Annotated in this window: 9 protein-coding genes and 1 pseudogene; 6 read left to right on the top strand and 4 right to left on the bottom strand. The window is 54.0% G+C overall.

Translation table 11 applies throughout. The features are described from left to right. The first annotated feature begins 191 nt into the window (after positions 1 to 191). Both HMPREF1121_RS06460 and HMPREF1121_RS06455 read left to right on the top strand, forming a co-directional pair. Positions 192 to 4,481, top strand: a complete 4,290-nt coding sequence (locus HMPREF1121_RS06460) for a helicase-related protein (protein WP_369793567.1) — start codon at positions 192 to 194, stop codon at positions 4,479 to 4,481. A 115-nt stretch (positions 4,482 to 4,596) separates the two neighbouring features. After that, positions 4,597 to 5,679: an IS5 family transposase gene (locus tag HMPREF1121_RS06455; protein WP_052353635.1), complete on the top strand. Its 1,083-nt coding sequence runs from the start codon at positions 4,597 to 4,599 to the stop codon at positions 5,677 to 5,679. A 172-nt stretch (positions 5,680 to 5,851) separates the two neighbouring features. Here the strand turns inward: HMPREF1121_RS06455 and HMPREF1121_RS06450 are convergent, their stop codons facing one another. The 3 genes and pseudogenes from HMPREF1121_RS06450 to HMPREF1121_RS06440 form a co-directional block, all read right to left on the bottom strand. Continuing rightward, complete coding sequence (locus HMPREF1121_RS06450) at positions 5,852 to 6,763, bottom strand: nucleotidyl transferase AbiEii/AbiGii toxin family protein (protein WP_044115447.1); 912 nt, start codon at positions 6,761 to 6,763, stop codon at positions 5,852 to 5,854. Continuing rightward, positions 6,756 to 7,520 carry a type IV toxin-antitoxin system AbiEi family antitoxin domain-containing protein gene (locus tag HMPREF1121_RS06445; RefSeq protein ID WP_044115446.1) on the bottom strand — a complete coding sequence of 255 codons (765 nt, stop codon included), beginning with the start codon at positions 7,518 to 7,520 and terminating at the stop codon, positions 6,756 to 6,758. Before HMPREF1121_RS06445 ends, HMPREF1121_RS06450 begins: the two co-directional genes overlap by 8 nt. A gap of 207 nt (positions 7,521 to 7,727) precedes the next feature. Further along, positions 7,728 to 8,027: pseudogene (locus HMPREF1121_RS06440) on the bottom strand (bifunctional DNA primase/helicase); the annotation flags it as partial. Between the two features lie 1,084 nt (positions 8,028 to 9,111). Between HMPREF1121_RS06440 and ftsH the strand changes: the two are divergent. The 3 genes from ftsH to HMPREF1121_RS06425 are packed head-to-tail and all read left to right on the top strand — an operon-like array spanning position 9,112 to position 13,493. Next, positions 9,112 to 11,121 (top strand): ATP-dependent zinc metalloprotease FtsH, encoded by a 2,010-nt coding sequence (gene ftsH / locus HMPREF1121_RS06435; protein ID WP_044115444.1) that lies wholly within the window; start codon positions 9,112 to 9,114, stop codon positions 11,119 to 11,121. Next, complete coding sequence (locus HMPREF1121_RS06430; protein ID WP_009433358.1) at positions 11,114 to 11,929, top strand: phosphatidate cytidylyltransferase; 816 nt, start codon at positions 11,114 to 11,116, stop codon at positions 11,927 to 11,929. The genes ftsH and HMPREF1121_RS06430 overlap by 8 nt, the downstream gene beginning before the upstream one ends. A gap of 13 nt (positions 11,930 to 11,942) precedes the next feature. After that, complete coding sequence (locus HMPREF1121_RS06425; RefSeq protein ID WP_044115442.1) at positions 11,943 to 13,493, top strand: glycoside hydrolase family 10-like protein; 1,551 nt, start codon at positions 11,943 to 11,945, stop codon at positions 13,491 to 13,493. 100 nt (positions 13,494 to 13,593) lie between these two features. Here HMPREF1121_RS06425 and HMPREF1121_RS06420 read toward each other — a convergent pair whose 3' ends face one another. After that, complete coding sequence (locus HMPREF1121_RS06420) at positions 13,594 to 14,415, bottom strand: GIN domain-containing protein (protein ID WP_044115441.1); 822 nt, start codon at positions 14,413 to 14,415, stop codon at positions 13,594 to 13,596. 868 nt (positions 14,416 to 15,283) lie between these two features. On the opposite strand from HMPREF1121_RS06420, the gene HMPREF1121_RS06415 reads away from it, so the two are divergent. Next, positions 15,284 to 17,818, top strand: coding sequence for a S9 family peptidase (locus HMPREF1121_RS06415; protein ID WP_044115439.1), 2,535 nt, complete (start codon positions 15,284 to 15,286; stop codon positions 17,816 to 17,818). Positions 17,819 to 18,240 lie beyond the last annotated feature (422 nt).

The raw sequence follows: 18,240 nt of genomic DNA, 5'->3' as shown, positions 1-18,240 counted from the left end.
TGGAAGAGCTCGTACAAGGGCACTTCACTAAGGAAGCTCTACAGGCGGAAGAGCGCCCGACAGAGGAGCAAGACAAGGGACAAAGGGCGCTCCCTGACGAAGAAGTTGCACCTGAGGGAGTCCCGGCACTCACCCTATTTCGTCAGTATGAAGAGCCTGAGCGACGACCCGACATGGAAGCTCCCCGAGAGATGAATGGGCAGACCGTGTACTTTGATGACGATCATCACCCCATCATGCAGGCAAGCCACGAGCAGGAGGATCTACTCTTTGCCCCAGAAGAATACACCCTCTGGACTCTGGAAGTAGGGCGGGTGAGTGCTGAACTCAAGGCCAATACCCCCAAGTATGAAAGCTCATCACTAAAGGCTCATACGGAAACTAAGGCCCAAGCACCTCGCAGGCGCAAGCAGCCTGCTCGCGATACGCTCCAAGGAGCTTCTCTCTTCGACTTCACGGATGAGCCTGGACAAGGACAAGTGGTCCCCACAACCGAGTATCGGGAGGTCTTTGACACATCTCCTCGCCCCTTCCTCTCCGCCCCCGACAGCCACCTTCGTGATGGCTCGATCGTCGTACAGAAAGGACAGGTAGGCTACCTCTCTGACCTCAAGAGGCGACCAACCTTTCACCCCATAGATCTCCCCATCGCTCAGCTTACTCGCCTAAGAGCCTACATAGAGATCCGCGAGAGCTACCACCGGCTCTATGACTATGAGGCCACCAACCATGCTGAGGATAAAGAGGAACGGGAGAAGCTCAACCGGCTCTACGATGCCTACGTCGCTCGCTGGGGGGAGCTGAACAAGAAAGCCAATACGGACGTCATTAAGATGGATGCCACGGGGAGGGAGATGCTCTTTCTTGAGCGCTCTATCGATGGACACTTCGTCAAAGCGGATATCTTCGATCATCCCACAGCTTTCTCCTCCGCCGAACTCTCGATTGCTTCCGACCCGCTCGAAGCTCTAGGAGCCTCGCTCAACAAGTACGGAAGTGTGGAGCTCGCCTTCATGGCTTCGCTACTTCCCGAGATGGAGGATAACGACATCATCTCTGCCCTCGAGGGACGTATCTACTTTAATCCCGAGGCAGGTGGCTATGAGGTAGCCGATAAGTTCATCTCAGGCAACGTGATCGAGAAAGCTGATAGGCTTGCCTCTTGGCTACTTGACCACCCCGACCACGAGGAAGGGAAACAGAGCTTGGCAGCTCTTATGGCAGCACGCCCAACGCCGATACCCTTTGCAGACCTGGACTTCAACCTCGGGGAACGCTGGATCCCAGCAGCTGTGTACGGCGAGTTTGCCTCCGACTTCTTCGGAACAGATATCCGCGTGGCCTATCACGCCAACATGGATGAGTATACCATCACTTGTGATCGAAAAAATGGTAACATCTGGCATAAATACGCCGTACAAGGTGAGTTCCGTCGATACGACGGGCTACACCTACTGAAGCATGCTCTGCATAATACCATTCCCGACATTAACAAGAGCAAGGAGATCATCGACCCCTCCTCGGGTGAAACGAAGTCCATCAAGGTGCGTGATGGCGAGAAAATCCAGCAAGCTAACAACAAGATCGAGGAGATTAGACAAGCCTTTGTCGATTGGCTCACAAGACGTCCCGAGACCTTCAAAGAGCAGCTCACCGATCGCTACAACGAACTCTTCAATTGCTTCGTGCGCCCCAATTTCGACGGAGCGCATCAGAGCTTCCCCGACCTAGACCTCAAGCGTCTCGGCATCCCTGACCTATACAAAAGTCAGAAAGATGCCGTATGGATGCTGAAAACCAATGGTGGGGGGATCTGTGACCATGAAGTAGGGGCAGGAAAGACGCTTATCATGTGTACCGCGGCCTATGAGATGAAGCGACTCGGACTGGCAAACAAGCCCATGATCATAGGACTCAAAGCCAACGTCTTTGATATCGCTGACACCTTCCGCAAGGCCTATCCTAATGCGCGGATACTCTATCCCGGCAAGGATGATTTCACCAAGCAGAACCGCCAGCGCATCTTTGCCGACATCAAGAACAACGACTGGGATTGCATCATCCTGACGCACGAGCAGTTCGGGATGATCCCTCAGGCCCTCGAGATACAACAAGCCATCCTACAAAAGGAGATGGACTCCGTGGAAGAGAACCTCAATGTCCTCCGAAAAGAAGGCAAAGACATCTCCCGCGGGATGCTCAAAGGACTTGAGAAGCGGAAACAAACACTTGAGGCCAAGCTCCACGACATCCAGGACAGCATCTCCGAGCGTAAGGATGACGCCGTGGACTTCAAGATGATGGGCATAGATCACCTCTTCGTCGATGAGTCACACCAATTCAAGAACCTCATGTTTAATACCCGCCACGACCGCGTATCGGGTCTAGGGAACCCTGATGGCTCACAGCGAGCGCTCAACTTGCTCTTTGCCATTCGCACCATCCAAGAGCGCTCAGGGAAAGACCTAGGAGCAACCTTCCTCAGCGGCACGACAATCTCCAATAGTTTGACCGAGCTCTATCTTCTCTTCAAGTATCTGCGCCCACAAGCCCTCGAGAAACAAGGCATCAACAGCTTTGATGCCTGGGCTGCCGTCTTTGCCCAAAAGAGCACAGACTACGAGTTCTCCATCACTAACGAGATCATCCAGAAAGAGCGCTTCCGCACCTTCATCAAGGTCCCTGAGCTTGCTGCCTTCTATGCCGAGATTTGCGACTTCCGCACAGCAAAGGATATTGGCATTGACCGTCCCGAGAAGAATGAGATCCTGCACAACATTCCACCAACGCCTGAGCAGGAGGATTTTATCAAACGATTGATGGAGTTTGCCAAGACGGGCAATGCCACTGTTTTGGGGCGTGAACCGCTTAGCGAACGTGAGGAAAAGGCCAAGATGCTTATCGCAACAGACTATGCCCGCAAAATGAGTTTGGACTTGCGCATGATTAGTGAGGAGCAGTATAGCGACCACATCGACAACAAGGCTTCACACTGCGCTAAGATGCTGGCGGACTACTATCAGAAGTTTGACGTACAGAAAGGTACGCAGTTTGTCTTCTCTGACCTCGGGACCTACAAGCCTGGAGAATGGAACGTGTATTCGGAAATCAAGCGCAAGCTCATAGAAGACTATAAGATCCCTGCTCCCGAGATACGATTCATACAGGAATGCAAGAACGAGCGAGCGAAGAAAGCCATGGTAGAGGCCATGAATCGAGGAGAGATCCGCATCATCTTCGGCTCAACATCTATGCTCGGCACAGGCGTTAACGCCCAGCAGCGAGCCGTGGCCATTCATCACCTGGATACCCCCTGGAGACCATCGGACCTCGAGCAACGCAACGGAAGAGCCGTACGCAAGGGCAATCAAGTAGCCAAGGAGTGCGCGAATAACACGGTCGATGTCATCATCTATGCCGTAGAACGATCGCTCGACAGCTATAAGTTCAACCTCCTACACAACAAGCAGCTCTTCATCAACCAGCTCAAGAGCAATACCCTCGGTGCACGAACCATCGATGAGGGCGCTATGGACGAGGAAAGTGGAATGAACTTCTCCGAATACGTGGCTGTACTCTCAGGCAATACCGACCTCCTAGAGAAGGCAAAACTTGACAAGAAGATCACAGCCCTGGAGTCAGAACGTAAGAACTTCATGAAGGAGCGAGACGCTGCTTCAGGAAAGCTCCAAGAACTGGAGCACTCCGTAGAGTTCCACACAAGCCGTGTGGCCGAAGCTAAGGGAGATCAGGCCTTATTTGAAGCCCGCGTGCAGCGTGACACAGACGGTAATGCCATCAATAAGCTGGAACTGACGGGGCTTCCAGAGAATTGCGACATGAAGCTTGTAGCATCCCGTCTGCAAGAAATAGCCAAGAAAGCTCGAACCCAAGGAGAATACCACAAGATTGGATCAATCTACGGCTTCAACATCTTCGTCAAGACGGAGAGTTCAGCAAAAGACCTCTTCCAAGGCTCCGTCAATCGATTCTTCGTCAAGGGAGAGGGAAGCATCTACTACACCTACAACAATGGTAAACTTGCCAGCGACCCCAAGCTAGCCTGCCAAAACTTTCTCTCCGCCCTCGAGCGCATTCCCAAGGTGATGGCAACCCACGAGAAGGAACTCACCAGAGCCTCACAAGACATCGAGATCTACAAGGCGATGGCTAGCGGACAGTGGAATAAGGAGGAGGCTCTTAGAGACCTCAAAGCACAAGCAGCAGAGCTTGACAGAAAAATAGCCCTCTCCCTCATCCCTACGGACGGAGCCGAGGGGGAGGGAGAGGACCAAGTAATACAGCAGAAAGAGAACGTACAGCAACACCCCAATGGAGGAGGCAACACACGCCCGATATCTGTAGGGCAGTCAGCTACGCCAGAAGAATCATCCTCCTTAGCTCAATCCACGGCTTCCCGAGCCAACGAGAAGGAAGAAGCTGTGAGTAAAGTCGTCTTCGCTAAACCGAAGATAAGGTAAGAGGAGCTACCAACCACTTGAGACCATTGCACGGCACTGGAGGGGATCCAGGTCTATTCCATTTGCGTATATTTCTGATAATTAATATCTTCATAGATAAAATAGTCGTATAACTATGCCTACTAAGCAGACAGAATCCGCCCCGAGCTTCCTGCAAGTTTATACACAGGTGCGTCGCGACCGCATGAAGCACTCGTTCCTTCAACAGATCAGCGCTTGCGTTGACTGGCGAGGTATTCGCACACTACTCAACAAGAAGTATACAAAGACCCAGAACGCCACAGGCAATCTAGCCTATGATGCCTTGATGATGTTCAAGATCCTACTACTTCAGACCTGGTACGGCCTGAGTGATTACGAAGTCGAAGAACGGATCAACGACTCCCTCCTCTTCAGCGAATTCCTCCTCTTGGATATGGGCCTTCCAGCTCCAGACCATAGCACCATCTGTCGCTTTCGCGCTGAACTGACCCGCTTGGGGATTATGGACAAGCTCCTTCGCGAGCTGAATAAGATGTTCAAGAAGCACGGGATTAGCCGTATTGACCAAGGGGCTATCGTAGATGCGAGCATTGTGGATAGCCCGCATGCTCCCGATGGAAGTATCCTCATTGAAGTGGCGGACGACCGAGAAGACTTGCGCACCGAAGAAGAGCAAGCCCAAGAGCAGGCTTATCGGTATGAGCTGAAAAGTCGCAAGCCAGGGGTCAATACGGAAGCTCGTTGGGTGCGCAAAGGCAGGCACTATCGCTACGGGTACAAAAAGCACGTGCTGACCGATGGACAAGGGTTGGTGGAGAGCATAATTACTACGCCAGCCAATTGTGCCGATACGGTGGTATTGCCCCAGCTGATAGAGAAGGCTGAGCTTACGCAGGGCGTTAGTGTCCTTGCCGATAAAGGCTATTGTAGCAAGAAGAACTCGGCTTGTCTCCTTGAGCACGGCTTGATTGATGGGATTATGCTCAAGGTGCAGAAGGGGATGAAGCTCACAGAGCACCAACGTGAACTGAATAACGCCACCAGCAAAATGCGCTGTTTGATAGAGCGTACTTTCGGAAGTATACGAAGGTGGTTTTCAGGAGGGCGATGTCGCTACCGAGGGCTTGAGCGAACGCATACACAGAATATCTTGGAGGCTATGGCATACAATCTGAAGCGTATGCCTGGGCTTCTTGTGCTCCAGAGCGCCAAATAGCCCAGAAAAGCCCCCTCTCGGGAGGATGATCCTTCCGAGAGGGGGCAAGGGGGAGAGACAGCCATCCCACTTCTCAGCCTAAAGATCCCGATTTTCGAGGCAAGAAGGTACGTGCAATGAAGAGGTGGCCTTGCGCAATGGTCTCCACTTGTGCAGATGGAGATAAGTTGTATTAGGATGAAAGCTCCAAGAAGTGGCTAAGGCGCTCTATCTCTTCTCGGAATTTTATTGGATTATTATCTCGTAACTTCTGAATGTTTTGAAGCTTCCATTGAACTGCCGGGAACCGTCCTAAATCACCCGCGACACAAAGGCTCCAATCAGGAGTGCCCTGTTCAAATGACAAGAGAAACCTCTTATCCCTATCTGTCCAGTTCTCACGAACCCTCTCTACAAGATTCTTGCGAGCCTCTTCATAATCAAGGTAGGAAAACGGCGTACTCGTCATCCCCTTGAACTGATTCTCAAGAGCTTCTTCTTGGTTGATGCGATGAGGTGACAAGGACTCAATAATGGGTTTGTCACTTCCACACAAGCTCAGGAGCAAACCTTGTTTGACCTGCTCCCAATTCTCTTTTCGCATCAACCAAAAATCAAAGAGATCCCGAGGATGTTGCCGACTAAGAGCTGCAGCGAGCTTCCCTCCGTAGAGTTGAGCATAAGAAACAATACGAGCCTTACAACTTGCTTGGAACACTTCTTGAGCCTTAAGGCACAAACTCAGGATATCGGCTTCCCCAAGAAGGCCTCTTTTCATTCCATTGACTTCAATCTTAACTAGGGCACCTTGATAAGCGCACTGTAGCTTCCACACATCGGCTCTGTGTATGACTTTGATGCCAGGAATGGTGCGCTCTATATGCTCTTTTAAGCCCTGCAACAAGCGATTGATATCAGCCAAGCTCTCACTCCTCGGAGCAATAGGGATATAAGTAAGATCAATATCCACAGAATAACGAGGCATATCTTGATGGAAAAGATTGATCGCCGTTCCTCCATGAACAGCAAATTCTTTTATCCTATAGACAGAAGGCATGATGCGTATTAGCAAGGCTACCTGCTGATGATACTGCTGGCTATTCATAATTATATAATTCTTTAGGAATAGTCATCTTGTATTTAGCAACATAGGCCCCATCCTTAACCAGCTGATGCTTGTGGGAACCAATATCAATTCGGGATACATCTAAATCGTCGAACCAAGCGTGCCCAGCCTTTTCCGCCATATAAAGGAAAAGACGTCGCACACGATAATGCTCGACTTCCTCTAATAGCAACTGCAGTACATCTGCTCGAAGCACCGTGAGTTGTTCCATTATATAGAAAAGATCGACATAGTTATATAGCTTGGGAGCTAAATACAGACACTCGATAAAAGCCTGTTCTGGGACCGATACTTGGAGTAGCCAATCTTGATATTGGAATGAAGCAAGGCGAACTGATTGAAGTATCGACGAATGAAATGGTCTGAAATCACGATCAAACAAAGAGGATTTCAACCATAAAGGGACGGAGCGCTGTCGCATGCCAACCATCAAGACGGGCTTGCCCATAGGGACATAGTGATTGAACCCCCATAACTCCAAAGCGGAATGAGCCGCAACATACAAGTCAGAAGATACTTGACTTTGATAAGAAGCTAGGGCTCCCAAAGCAGACAAGCTCTCTCCTTTACGATAAAAAACTCCTTTTGATAGAGCTGATAACCACCCAGACTTACGATAGCGCATAAGGAGCTGAGGGCTATAGCCTTGGTCATGTAGCCAGCTCGAGAAGAAGAGCCCGCCCTTCTGGCCAAGCTGAAGTAGCTGGTTTATCTTTGCTTCTCTATATACACCCATAGTTTATTACTATTTGCTTTTATCAACCACAAAGATAGGCAATTGAAGATGACTTCCGCCTGTCCTAAAGTTGATTACTCTGCCAAATAATACACTATAAGTTTATTACAAAGACCGAAACTTCAACCAGCAGAACTCTTAGGGGCTAACACCTCATCGCTACCACTCCTCGGGTCGCCTAAGCATCTCATCGACCTCTGCTCTCATTAAGGCCTTGACGACCGAGTATTCAGGGTGATCATCTTTCTCAATAGAGAGGATACCTGCTGCCTTACGCTGTAGCTCGGATTCGATATGCCCTCTGAGCTTTATCCCACTAGGTACAAAGTGAAGGACGCAGATAAGGCAGGTGTTATAGATACCGGCCAAGCGATAGAGCTCATCGACTATAGCAACGCTCTCCGTCTCATCATTAGCTGAGCGAATGAGATCGGCAATACCATCAATAACCATGAGGTGAATACCTCCATGCTGATGGTGAAAGATGTCCATACTCTCCTGGATGAGACCATTGCGCAAGGCCATCTCTTCATTGCTTACACTTTTCTACTTCGAACTTCTCAGCCTAAAGACTCCGATTTTCGAGGGATGGAGGTACGAGTGATAAAGAGGTGGGCTTGCGCAATAGTCTCATATAGGTACATAAGTACGTGGGTAGAGCTATAATAGGATGGCGAAGAAAGCCATATAGCTTTGGACTGATTCCTCTATATAGCTTTGTGAAGTAACCTATATTAGGTTGTTGCTCCGCATAGGGATAAAAGCTGTGGACCAGTGGCAGATAAGTTTGGACTACGTACGTGGCTCTAATATCTACGCACGTGGATATTTGGATTTGCGTACCTGGTCTTTAAGACTACGTACATAGACAGAGGAAAACCACTACGTGAAGGCACTTTTTTCTTCACGAAAACACTGCTTTTCCCTTCGCTGGATAAGAGGAATACTCGCGATAAGGCGAAGGACTTGTGTATCTCTTCGGAGAGGCATATGGGGAAGCTGGGCGTGCGATGCCTTAGCACTCTAAATAGTAGACTGGACTCTAGGCAACAGTCTCATAGATGTCTACTGGGGCTGCAATAGGACTGATAAAAGATAGAACTTGGTTAGTTTATTCATCAAAAGAGCACGTGAATCTTCCTCTGCCACATAACCTCCTATAAAAGAGAAGCTTTGCTTATCGTTCGTTTTTCTGTACCTTTGTCAACCGAAAAAGAGAGATGTTTTACTTTCAATAGCCATTCAGAAGAGTAGTCAAGAGTCAGTCAGAAAACTGCTAGACTTTTACTACACTCCCCGCTTGACTAGATTAGATAGAACCTGTCATACAACAACATAGGTGGGATGCGTTCATATCCCGCCCTCTCCGCAGTATATAGCATGAGCGATCAAGTGAGCGAGACTCCCTTCGTCGCTCTTTTTTCTTTATCCCCACAACTGGGAAGAGCCGTGGGCTACGGAGGGTGCTTTGCAGCTCTCTGCCTGCGCGCACCCGCAGGCAACTAAGATGGCATCGTCTTTGTTAGGATAAGAGTGGGACTAAGGCCGGATACGCCTGCCCGCTCAAACGACAAGACAACATAGATTACGAATGATAGAACAAAAGAAAACCGGCGGGTCAGGGCGTCCCTTCCGCTTCAACGAACTCTGGATCTACGCGATCATCCTCGCTATCCTCGGGGGGCTCTTCCTCTGGGATGGTGGCTTCGGCGAGAATAAGGATATGAGTTGGAACGAATTCCGCCAGATGATGAATCAGGGTGCCTTCACCCAGATCACCGTCGACCGCGGGGAGAAGACCGCCACAGCACAGCTGAACAAGCGTGCAGCCGATAGCCTCTTCACCCACCGCTCTCCCGTGCTGGGCCGCGAGCAGAAGCGCATCGAGTACACGGTAAAGACGCAGATCCCTACCGTCGACCGCTTCGCCGAAGCCTACGACACCAGCGGCACAACTGCCAAGGTAGCCTACAAGGAAGAGAGCTCCCGCTGGATCTCTCTCACGGCCAATATCGTCCCCTTCGCCCTCATCATCATCTTCTGGATCTACATCTTCCGCCGCTCATCGGGTGGCGCAGGTGGCGGTGTAGGAGGTGGTATTTTCAATATCAGCAAGAGCAAGGCCCAGCTGTATGAGAAGGAGAGCACCTCGGTGACCTTCAATGATGTAGCGGGGCTACACGAAGCGAAGGTCGAGATCGAGGAGATCGTCCACTTCCTCAAGAACCCCGCTAAGTACACGCAGCTCGGGGGTAAGATCCCCAAAGGCGCACTGCTCGTAGGACCTCCAGGGACGGGTAAGACCCTACTGGCAAAGGCCGTAGCAGGTGAGGCACACGTACCCTTCTTCTCGCTTGCCGGCTCGGACTTCGTCGAGATGTTCGTCGGTGTCGGGGCATCACGCGTCCGTGACCTCTTCAAGACGGCCAAGGAGAAGGCCCCCTGTATCATCTTCATCGACGAAATCGATGCGGTGGGTCGTGCCCGTGGTCGCAACAACAATCTCGGGGGCAACGACGAGCGTGAGAATACGCTGAATCAGCTCCTCACCGAGATGGATGGCTTTGGCACCAATAGCGGTATCATCGTGCTGGCTGCTACGAACCGTGCCGACATCCTCGACGCAGCCCTCCTGCGTGCGGGCCGCTTTGACCGTCAGATCTATGTAGACCTTCCGGACGTCCACGACCGTAAGGAGATCTTCCTCGTGCACCTTCGCCCGCTGAAGATCGACGAATCTGTCGACGTCGATCTCTTGGCACGCCGTACCCCAGGCTTCTCGGGTGCTGACATCGCCAATATATGTAATGAGGCTGCCCTCATCGCTGCCCGTGCTGGCAAGGAGTTCATCTCCCGTGATGACTTCATGAACGCCGTCGACCGCGTCGTCGGTGGTCTGGAGAAGAAGAACAAGATGACCACCGAAGAGGAGCGTCACAGCATCGCCCTCCACGAAGCTGGACACGCCACGGTCAGCTGGTTCCTCCAGTACGCCAATCCGCTGGTCAAGGTCACCATCGTACCTCGAGGCAAGGCCCTCGGTGCAGCTTGGTACCTCCCCGAGGAGCGTCAGATCACCACGACTCAGGCTCTGCGTGACCAGATGTGTGCCACGCTCGCTGGTCGTGCCGCCGAAGAGGTCTTCCTCGGTCGCATCTCTACGGGTGCAGCCAACGACCTCGAGCACACCACGAAGACGGCCTATGCTATGGTCGCCTACTACGGGATGAGCGACAAGCTCCCCAACGTCAACTACTACGATATGCAGGGTGATGGCTACGGCCTGACGAAGCCCTACAGCGATCGCACCGCCGAGCTCATCGACGAAGAGGCTCGCGAGATCGTCCGTGTCGAATACGAGCGTGCTAAGGAGCTCCTCCGTGAGCATGCCGAAGGCCTCAAGGCGCTGACGCAGCTCCTCCTGGACCGCGAGGTCATCTACACCGAGGACGTAGAGCACATCTTCGGTAAGCGCCCTTGGGTCAGTCGCACCGACGAAATGATCCTGGAGCGCGAAGAAAAGAATCAGGAGAAGGAGCAGGTACAAGAAGAAGAATCCACAACCCCAACAACAGATACAGAAGCAACATCGAATGAGTAACCTCGTCAAGCGAGCCATCTTCGGCTCCCTCTATGTAGGCCTGATCCTCGCGGCACTCCTGCTGCGTGAGCACCTCGTCTACATGATCGTCTTCGGCCTCTTGGCCTTCCTCGGTACCTGGGAGTGGTCGAACCTCGTATCGACTCACCGCCTCTTCCCCCTGCGCCGCATCTTTGACGCTACGGCTGCAGTCTATCTCTTCTGGGCGACTCACGAGATCGCAGACAAGGGGATCGCGTACGCCGCCTTCCTCGTTCCCTACGCTGGCTACCTGCTCTACATCTTGGTACGCAGCATCTACAGCGAGCGTCAGGCTATGCCGACCGACTTGGCGAAGGTGATCTTCGGACAGATCTATGTCGGGGGCTTCCTCAGCATCGCGAATATCTTCTACACCGATACCGATACCTCGATCATCCTCCTCACGATCTTCGTCTCGATCTGGGCCAACGATACGGGTGCTTATCTGGCGGGCTCGACCCTCGGACGTCATAAGCTCTTCCCCTCCGTATCACCGAAGAAGAGCTGGGAAGGCTTCGTCGGCGGGCTCATCGCTGCCGTCGTCGCTACGGGTCTCCTCCTCGGCTGGGAGCAGTGCTATATCGGTGTCATCATCTCTATCGCCGCTACGTGGGGTGACCTCTTCGAGTCGATGGTCAAGCGTAGCGTCGGTGTCAAGGACTCGGGCAATATCATCCCCGGCCATGGTGGTATCCTCGACCGCATCGACAGCCTCCTCTTCACGCTGCCCTTCGTGGCCTTCTTCCTCTGGGTACTCTATACCTATCAGCTGATCCACCTCGCCTAATTCTTTAGCTCCGATGAACGTCAGACTCCCCCTTGGTGCACGTGGCACCGCCCTTCTACTCTCGGCCTTTGCCTCGCTGTGGCTCCTCGCTTCGTGCGGTGTGAGCTCCCGCCAGAGCCGCCCCTCCGATCCCAAGCAGCCTGTGAAGCGTGAGTTCCGCGGCGCTTGGCTCCCGACGATCTACCGCAGCGACTACGCTTCGCTCTCTCGCGAAGAAGCCCGTAAGCTCCTGAGCAACCGCATCGCGCTCCTGCAGCACCTCGGTTGCAATGCGGTTATCTTCCAGGTACGTGCCGAGGGTGACGCTTTCTACAAGAGCACCCACGAGCCCTGGAGTAAGTACCTCACCGGTAAGCAGGGCGAAGCTCCTAACCCCTCTTGGGACCCTCTGGGCTTCGTCATCGACGAGTGCCACTCCCGCGGGATGGAGCTCCACGCTTGGGTCAATCCCTATCGTGGTGCAGGCAACGCTGAGGCTTATCTGGCACCTAACCACGCTGCCAAGCAGTCGCCCGAGCTATTCATCCGCCACGGCAAGCAGCTCTATATGGATCCAGGCAATCCTCAGAGCATCCGCTATATCAGCACCATCGTCCGCGACATCGTACAGCGCTACGATATCGATGCCATTCACTTCGACGACTACTTCTACCCCTACCCACAGGCAGGCTTAGAGTTCGACGACGAAGAGTCCTTCAGCCGCTACGGCCTCACGGCAGGTTACCGTCCCGAGCAGAAGAACGAGTGGCGCCGTGAGAACGTCAACCGCCTCATCTACACGATCCGTCAGACCATCCTCGAGACTAAGCCTTGGGTGCGCTTCGGCATCAGCCCCTTCGGCATCTACCGCAACCAAGCCTCTTCACGCGAAGGCAGCAAGACCTCGGGCCTGCAGACCTACGATGACCTGCACGCTGATGTCCTGCACTGGGTGCGTAAGGGCTGGATCGACTACATCGTCCCCCAGGTCTACTGGAATATCGGTCATCAGGCTGCCGACTACGCTGAGCTCACGCACTGGTGGGGCAAGCACACCCCTCAGAAGAAGGCACAGCTCTACATCGGCCAGCACGCTGCTCGCACGATGGACGGCGGTCAGCTCGAGGAGAAGCTCGCCCTCAGCCGACAGAATAGCAGTGGGAACTCCTGGTGGTCAGGTGAAGACCTCGTGAGGAACTACAAGGGTCTTGGCGATAGCCTCATCACCAGCTACCAGACCTACCGTGCACTCCTTCCCGAGGTACACGGTGCTCTCGGTAAGACGAAGGCCCCTGCCGCCATCAGCCTCATCCTCGAGGACACCAACGAAGACGGGCATATGATCCTCTGGGATGACTACCGCGAGCCCAGCGATCCCGAGACGGCATTCTACTATGCCGTGTATGCCTTCCCCGAAGGTACGCGCCCCGATATCTCTGACGTGCGCTACCTGATGAGCATCTCTACCAATCCCTACTTCATCCTGCCCAGCATGGAGCGTGGCACGACCTTCCGCTATATGGTGACGGCCATCAACCGCTTCTGGCAGGAGAGCAAGCCCGCATCGATCCGCATCAGCTACTAAGGAGCTAAGCGCATCACCTGATATATAAGCCGAGGGGGCTACGGACGCAGTGTCCGTAGCCCCCTCGCTTTGCGTGGGGATGAGGAAAGGGAGGCGCGTGCTACTTAGCAAGCGAAGAGTTCACCGTGCTGGCACCCGTGACGACCTGACCGATCACGATGGGCTGGCCTTGGTATCTGAGGTTCGAAGCTCCCGACACGCCATAGCTGATGGTATCGACGTTCCCAAGGTCGAGGCGCGAAGCTCCTGCGAGAAGTGCCTCGACAGCACGCGTATGGAGCTGCTCAGCACGGAAGTCACATGCCCCCGAGAGGCTCACCGAGAGGTAGTCAGCCTGCCCTGAGAGGCGGATCGAGGAGGCACCCGAGGAGATGATCTCAAGGCTCTTAGCTACGTTCACCCAGCCACGGATACCCGAGGCACCCGCTGTGCTGACGGAGAGACTGTCGGCGGTGAGGCGAAGGTCTGTGAGGTCAGACGCCCCCGAGAGGACGACGGAGAAGGACGACTGACGGAGGCTGTCTGGTACGGAGATATTAGCGGCATAGGTAGCCTCTACCCCGAGGAACTTGGGTAGATACACATCGATGTGGGCGCTCTTCCCGCGCTGGACATCATCAAAGGGATCGACGCCCGTGCGCTCGTGGCGCGAACTGATGAGGAGGATGTTGTCCTTGACCTTCACCTCGATATCCTCACGGATACGCTTCGGCATTTTCTCGTCAAAGGCGACGGCAGTCTGAGCGCCAACATGGACCGTCACGTTGAGGGGATAGTCGACGACGAGGTAATCGCAAGTAGGGAGGTTCTTGAGATCGACTTCGGTGAAGCCGACACGTGCCGTACGACGACACGAGATGATGAAGAGAGCCCCGAGGACAAGGGTGAGAGCCCCGAGGAGGAGTCTGCGGTAATGTGCCATGATAGTGTGCGTATTGGACTTGTGTTTGTGGATCTTAGTACTATCAAAGGTAGCATTTCCTCACAAAAGCAAAGGATATACAAGCAAAGAGATAGATCTCCCTTGCCTTTTGGTACAACGAACCATCTTTTGAGGGTGCAGAAAACGCCCGCTCGTCATAGGGGATCTCTACCTCTATATTGGAGGGTGGTATGAACCTATATTGGTCAGCGGGCGAAGCTATATAGGTTGCGATGGCGACTTATATAGGTGCGTGGGTAGAGCTATATAGGATGGCGAAGAAAGCTATACAGCTTTGTGAAGTGACCTATATTAGGTTGTTGCTCCGCATAGGGATAAAAGTTGTGGACGAGTGGCAGATAAGTTTGGGCTACGTGCGTGGACGATAAATCTACGTACGTGGATATTTGGATTTACGTACCTGGTCTTTAAATCTACGTGCATAGATGCGGAAAAACCACTACGGGAAGGTGCTTTTTTCTTCACGAGAATGGCACTTTTTCCTCCGCTGGATAAGAGGAATACTCGTGATAAGGCAAAGGGCTTGCTTGAGCACTTTGAAGAGATATATCGGGGAGCTGGGCGTGCGATGCCTTAGCACTCTAAACAGAGTACAGGACTCGCGGCAACAGTCTCTATATAGGTCTGTAATACGACCAATATAGGTTCGCTTGCCTCCCCTTATGAGGTGCATTCTACAGCCCTTGTGAAGGGCCGTCTTCGCTACGTGGAAAATGTGGGGAAGAGATAGGGAATTTTATCGCCGTAGTTCGTATCTTTGCCCTAAGGAGACACTTGCAGGGCTTCGCAAAGCCGCACACCTCAGAGCCTCCCCCACGACACATACATACACATTCTATCAAACGCTATGAAACGAACGACTACAAGCCTCGCCTTGCTCGCCCTCTGCCTGGCGGGGAGCACTGCCCAGGCGCAGACGCTCACGAAGGCGACGAGCTACGGCACCCACGCAGTGAGCCGTCCCGTGATGATCGATTCGGTCGACGTCCACAACCAGAAGTTCTCTTTCGGCTCCCTGCTGAAGACCTCCTACAAGACCGAGGGGCTCAAGGGCACATCCGTCGCAGCGGCATCCAATGGCTTCTTCGCCGTCGCCCAGCCTGCCAGCGGTGCCAGCACGTTCTCCTCTTACTCCTTCCCCCTCATCAGCCAAGGCTTCACCAAGGGCACACTCAAGCTCTATGGCCGTGCACGCTATGCGCTCTATGATGGCGAGACGCTCTTAGGCTCGAATGAGGATAAGCTCGCCGAGAGCGATACGGTGCCTGCTGTATCCGTGCCGCTGACGCTCATCGCTACAAATAAGAACCTCGTCGTCAAGGTGCTCTCTACGGCAGAGGACAAGGCACGTGGGGACTTCAAGCTCGTCTTTGAGCCCGAGGAAGGCCTGCCTCAGCTTGACCTCAAGGCTGCAAGTGATGGCATCCGCTACATCAACTGGAACTACCTCACCCACGGCAAGCGCCTCTATTACACCCACGTCTCCCCCTCGGGCAAGTACGTGCTGGTGACCTACACCGAGCGCGCTCCGAAGAAGGGCGTCAGCTATCAGGAGATCCGCGAGGGTGCGACGGGCAAGGTCCTTCGCACGACGCAGTCCCTCTACGGCGCCGAATGGATGCCCGATGAGGACGTCCTCGTGATGAAGACCTCGAATCGCGCTGGCGACCAGCTGGTGAAGATCGATCCCGTCTCGGGTCGCAGCACCGTATGGATCGACAAGATCCCTGGGGAGAGCTTTATGATCAGCCCCGACAAGCGCTCTATCTATATCTACGAAGAGGTCAAGGGCCCCGAGAAGGATAAGCTCCTCATCCGCCGCCTCTCGCCCGATGACCGCCAGCCAGGCGCGCGCGATCGTCAGACACTCTACCGCTACGATATCGCCACGGGAGTCTACGAACCCGTACTCTACGGCTACCGCTCGGTGAGCCTCCTCGACTTCTCCGCTGACGGCAGTCAACTCCTCTTAGGTCTCTACACGAAGGACTGGCAGCACAGCCCCTTCGACCAGACGACGGTACTGCGCTACACGCCTGCCACGGGCCGTATCGATACGGTCTTCACAAAGCAGTTTGAGATCGGCAGCGTAAGCTTCATCCCCGGTACGGAGGACGTGCTGGCTATGGGCTCGCCCAATAGCTTCGGCGGTGTGGGCAATACGCTCCCCAACGGACGCGCGGGCAACGGCTATGAGCACGAGCTCTTCCGCGTCAATATCCCCACGGGCCGTGTCACACCCCTAACGCGCGACTTCGACCCCAGCGTAGACCACGTCCAGTACCACGCCAAGGGCAAGGCCTTCTACATCCTCGCTGACAACGGCAGCCGCCAGAGCCTCTACCGCCTCGACGTCAAGACGAATAAGATCACGCAGATCGACACGAAGGAAGACGTCGTCCGTGGCTTCGGTGTCGCCTCGCACGGCAATACCTTCTACTACTTCGGGCAGAGCCTCAACAATGCCGACCGCCTCTACAGCCTCGATGCTTCGGGCAAGAGCAAGCTCATCTGGGACATCTCGGCAGAGAAGCTCCGTGGCGTGAAGTTCACTCCTGCGAAGGACTTCGTCTACCGCACGCCCGACGGTGTCGATATCGACGGCTGGTACTACCTGCCCCCCAACTTCGACCCCTCGAAGAAGTACCCGATGATCGTCTACTACTACGGCGGGACGATCCCTCTGAGCCGCGAGCTGGAGACGACGTACGACCTGGCGATGTTCGCCGCTCAGGGCTATGTAGCCTATTCGCTGAACCCACGCGGTACCGTGGGCTACGGACAGAGCTTCGCGGCTGACCACCTGAATGCTTGGGGCACGAAGACCTCCGACGATATCATCGGTGCGGTGAAGGCCTTTGTCGCTGCACATCCCTTCGTCGATGCGAAGAAGATCGGTTGCGCTGGCGCCAGCTATGGTGGCTTCATGACGCAGTACCTGCAGACGCGCACGGACCTCTTCGCCGCTGCCGCCAGCCACGCAGGGATCAGCTCCATCTCCAGCTACTGGGCAGGGGGCTACTGGGGTATGATCTACAGCACGGTGGCCTCCGAAGGTAGCTACCCCTGGAACAACCCCGAACTCTACACCAAGCACAGCCCGCTCTTCAACGCTGATAAGATCCACACGCCCCTGCTTCTGCTGCACGGGACGTCCGACGTGAACGTACCCCCCAGCGAAAGCACCGCGATGTACAACGCGCTGAAGATCCTCGGCCGCACCGTCGAGCTCATCGAAGTGACGGGTGAAGACCACCACATCCTCGAGCCCGAGCGACAGGATCGCTGGATGCAGACGATCCAGGCATGGTTCGCCAAGCACCTGCAGGGCAATAGTCAGTGGTGGGATCACCTCTACCCCAAGACGCCGCTTGACCTATAGGCCCGTGCCTATCCCCACATAGCCGTGCGCCCCGCCCTATCCAGCGTGATAGGGCGGGGCGCACGCTTTTGGGCACGCTGAAAATGCGCCCTATATGCGGAGGGAAATTTCTGTATATACGGAAATTTATTTCTGCATATACGAAAAAAGATTTCCGTATATGCGAAAATCTCCGCCCGTGCGCACGCAAAAAATTCGCCGCACGGGAAGCGAAAAATCGGCGTGCGCACGCGGGGAAATTTCTGTGCGCACGGAAATTTTGCGCCCTGCCCAGAGAAGCCAACCCACTCAGGCAGAGACGAAGGTCGCTCCAGCCACAGAGAGCAAGAGCAAGTACCACCGAAAGTCTGCCGAGGGCACGGCAGGGGCGAAGTCTGCCGTTATAGCTGGGGGGAGAGCCCCCATAACTTTTATTATCTTCG

The organism is Porphyromonas sp. KLE 1280 (assembly GCF_000700805.1).
GTDB lineage: Bacteria > Bacteroidota > Bacteroidia > Bacteroidales > Porphyromonadaceae > Porphyromonas > Porphyromonas pasteri.
The sequence above is the reverse complement of the archived record's forward strand: the minus strand, read 5'-3'. Positions and strand labels throughout refer to the sequence as shown.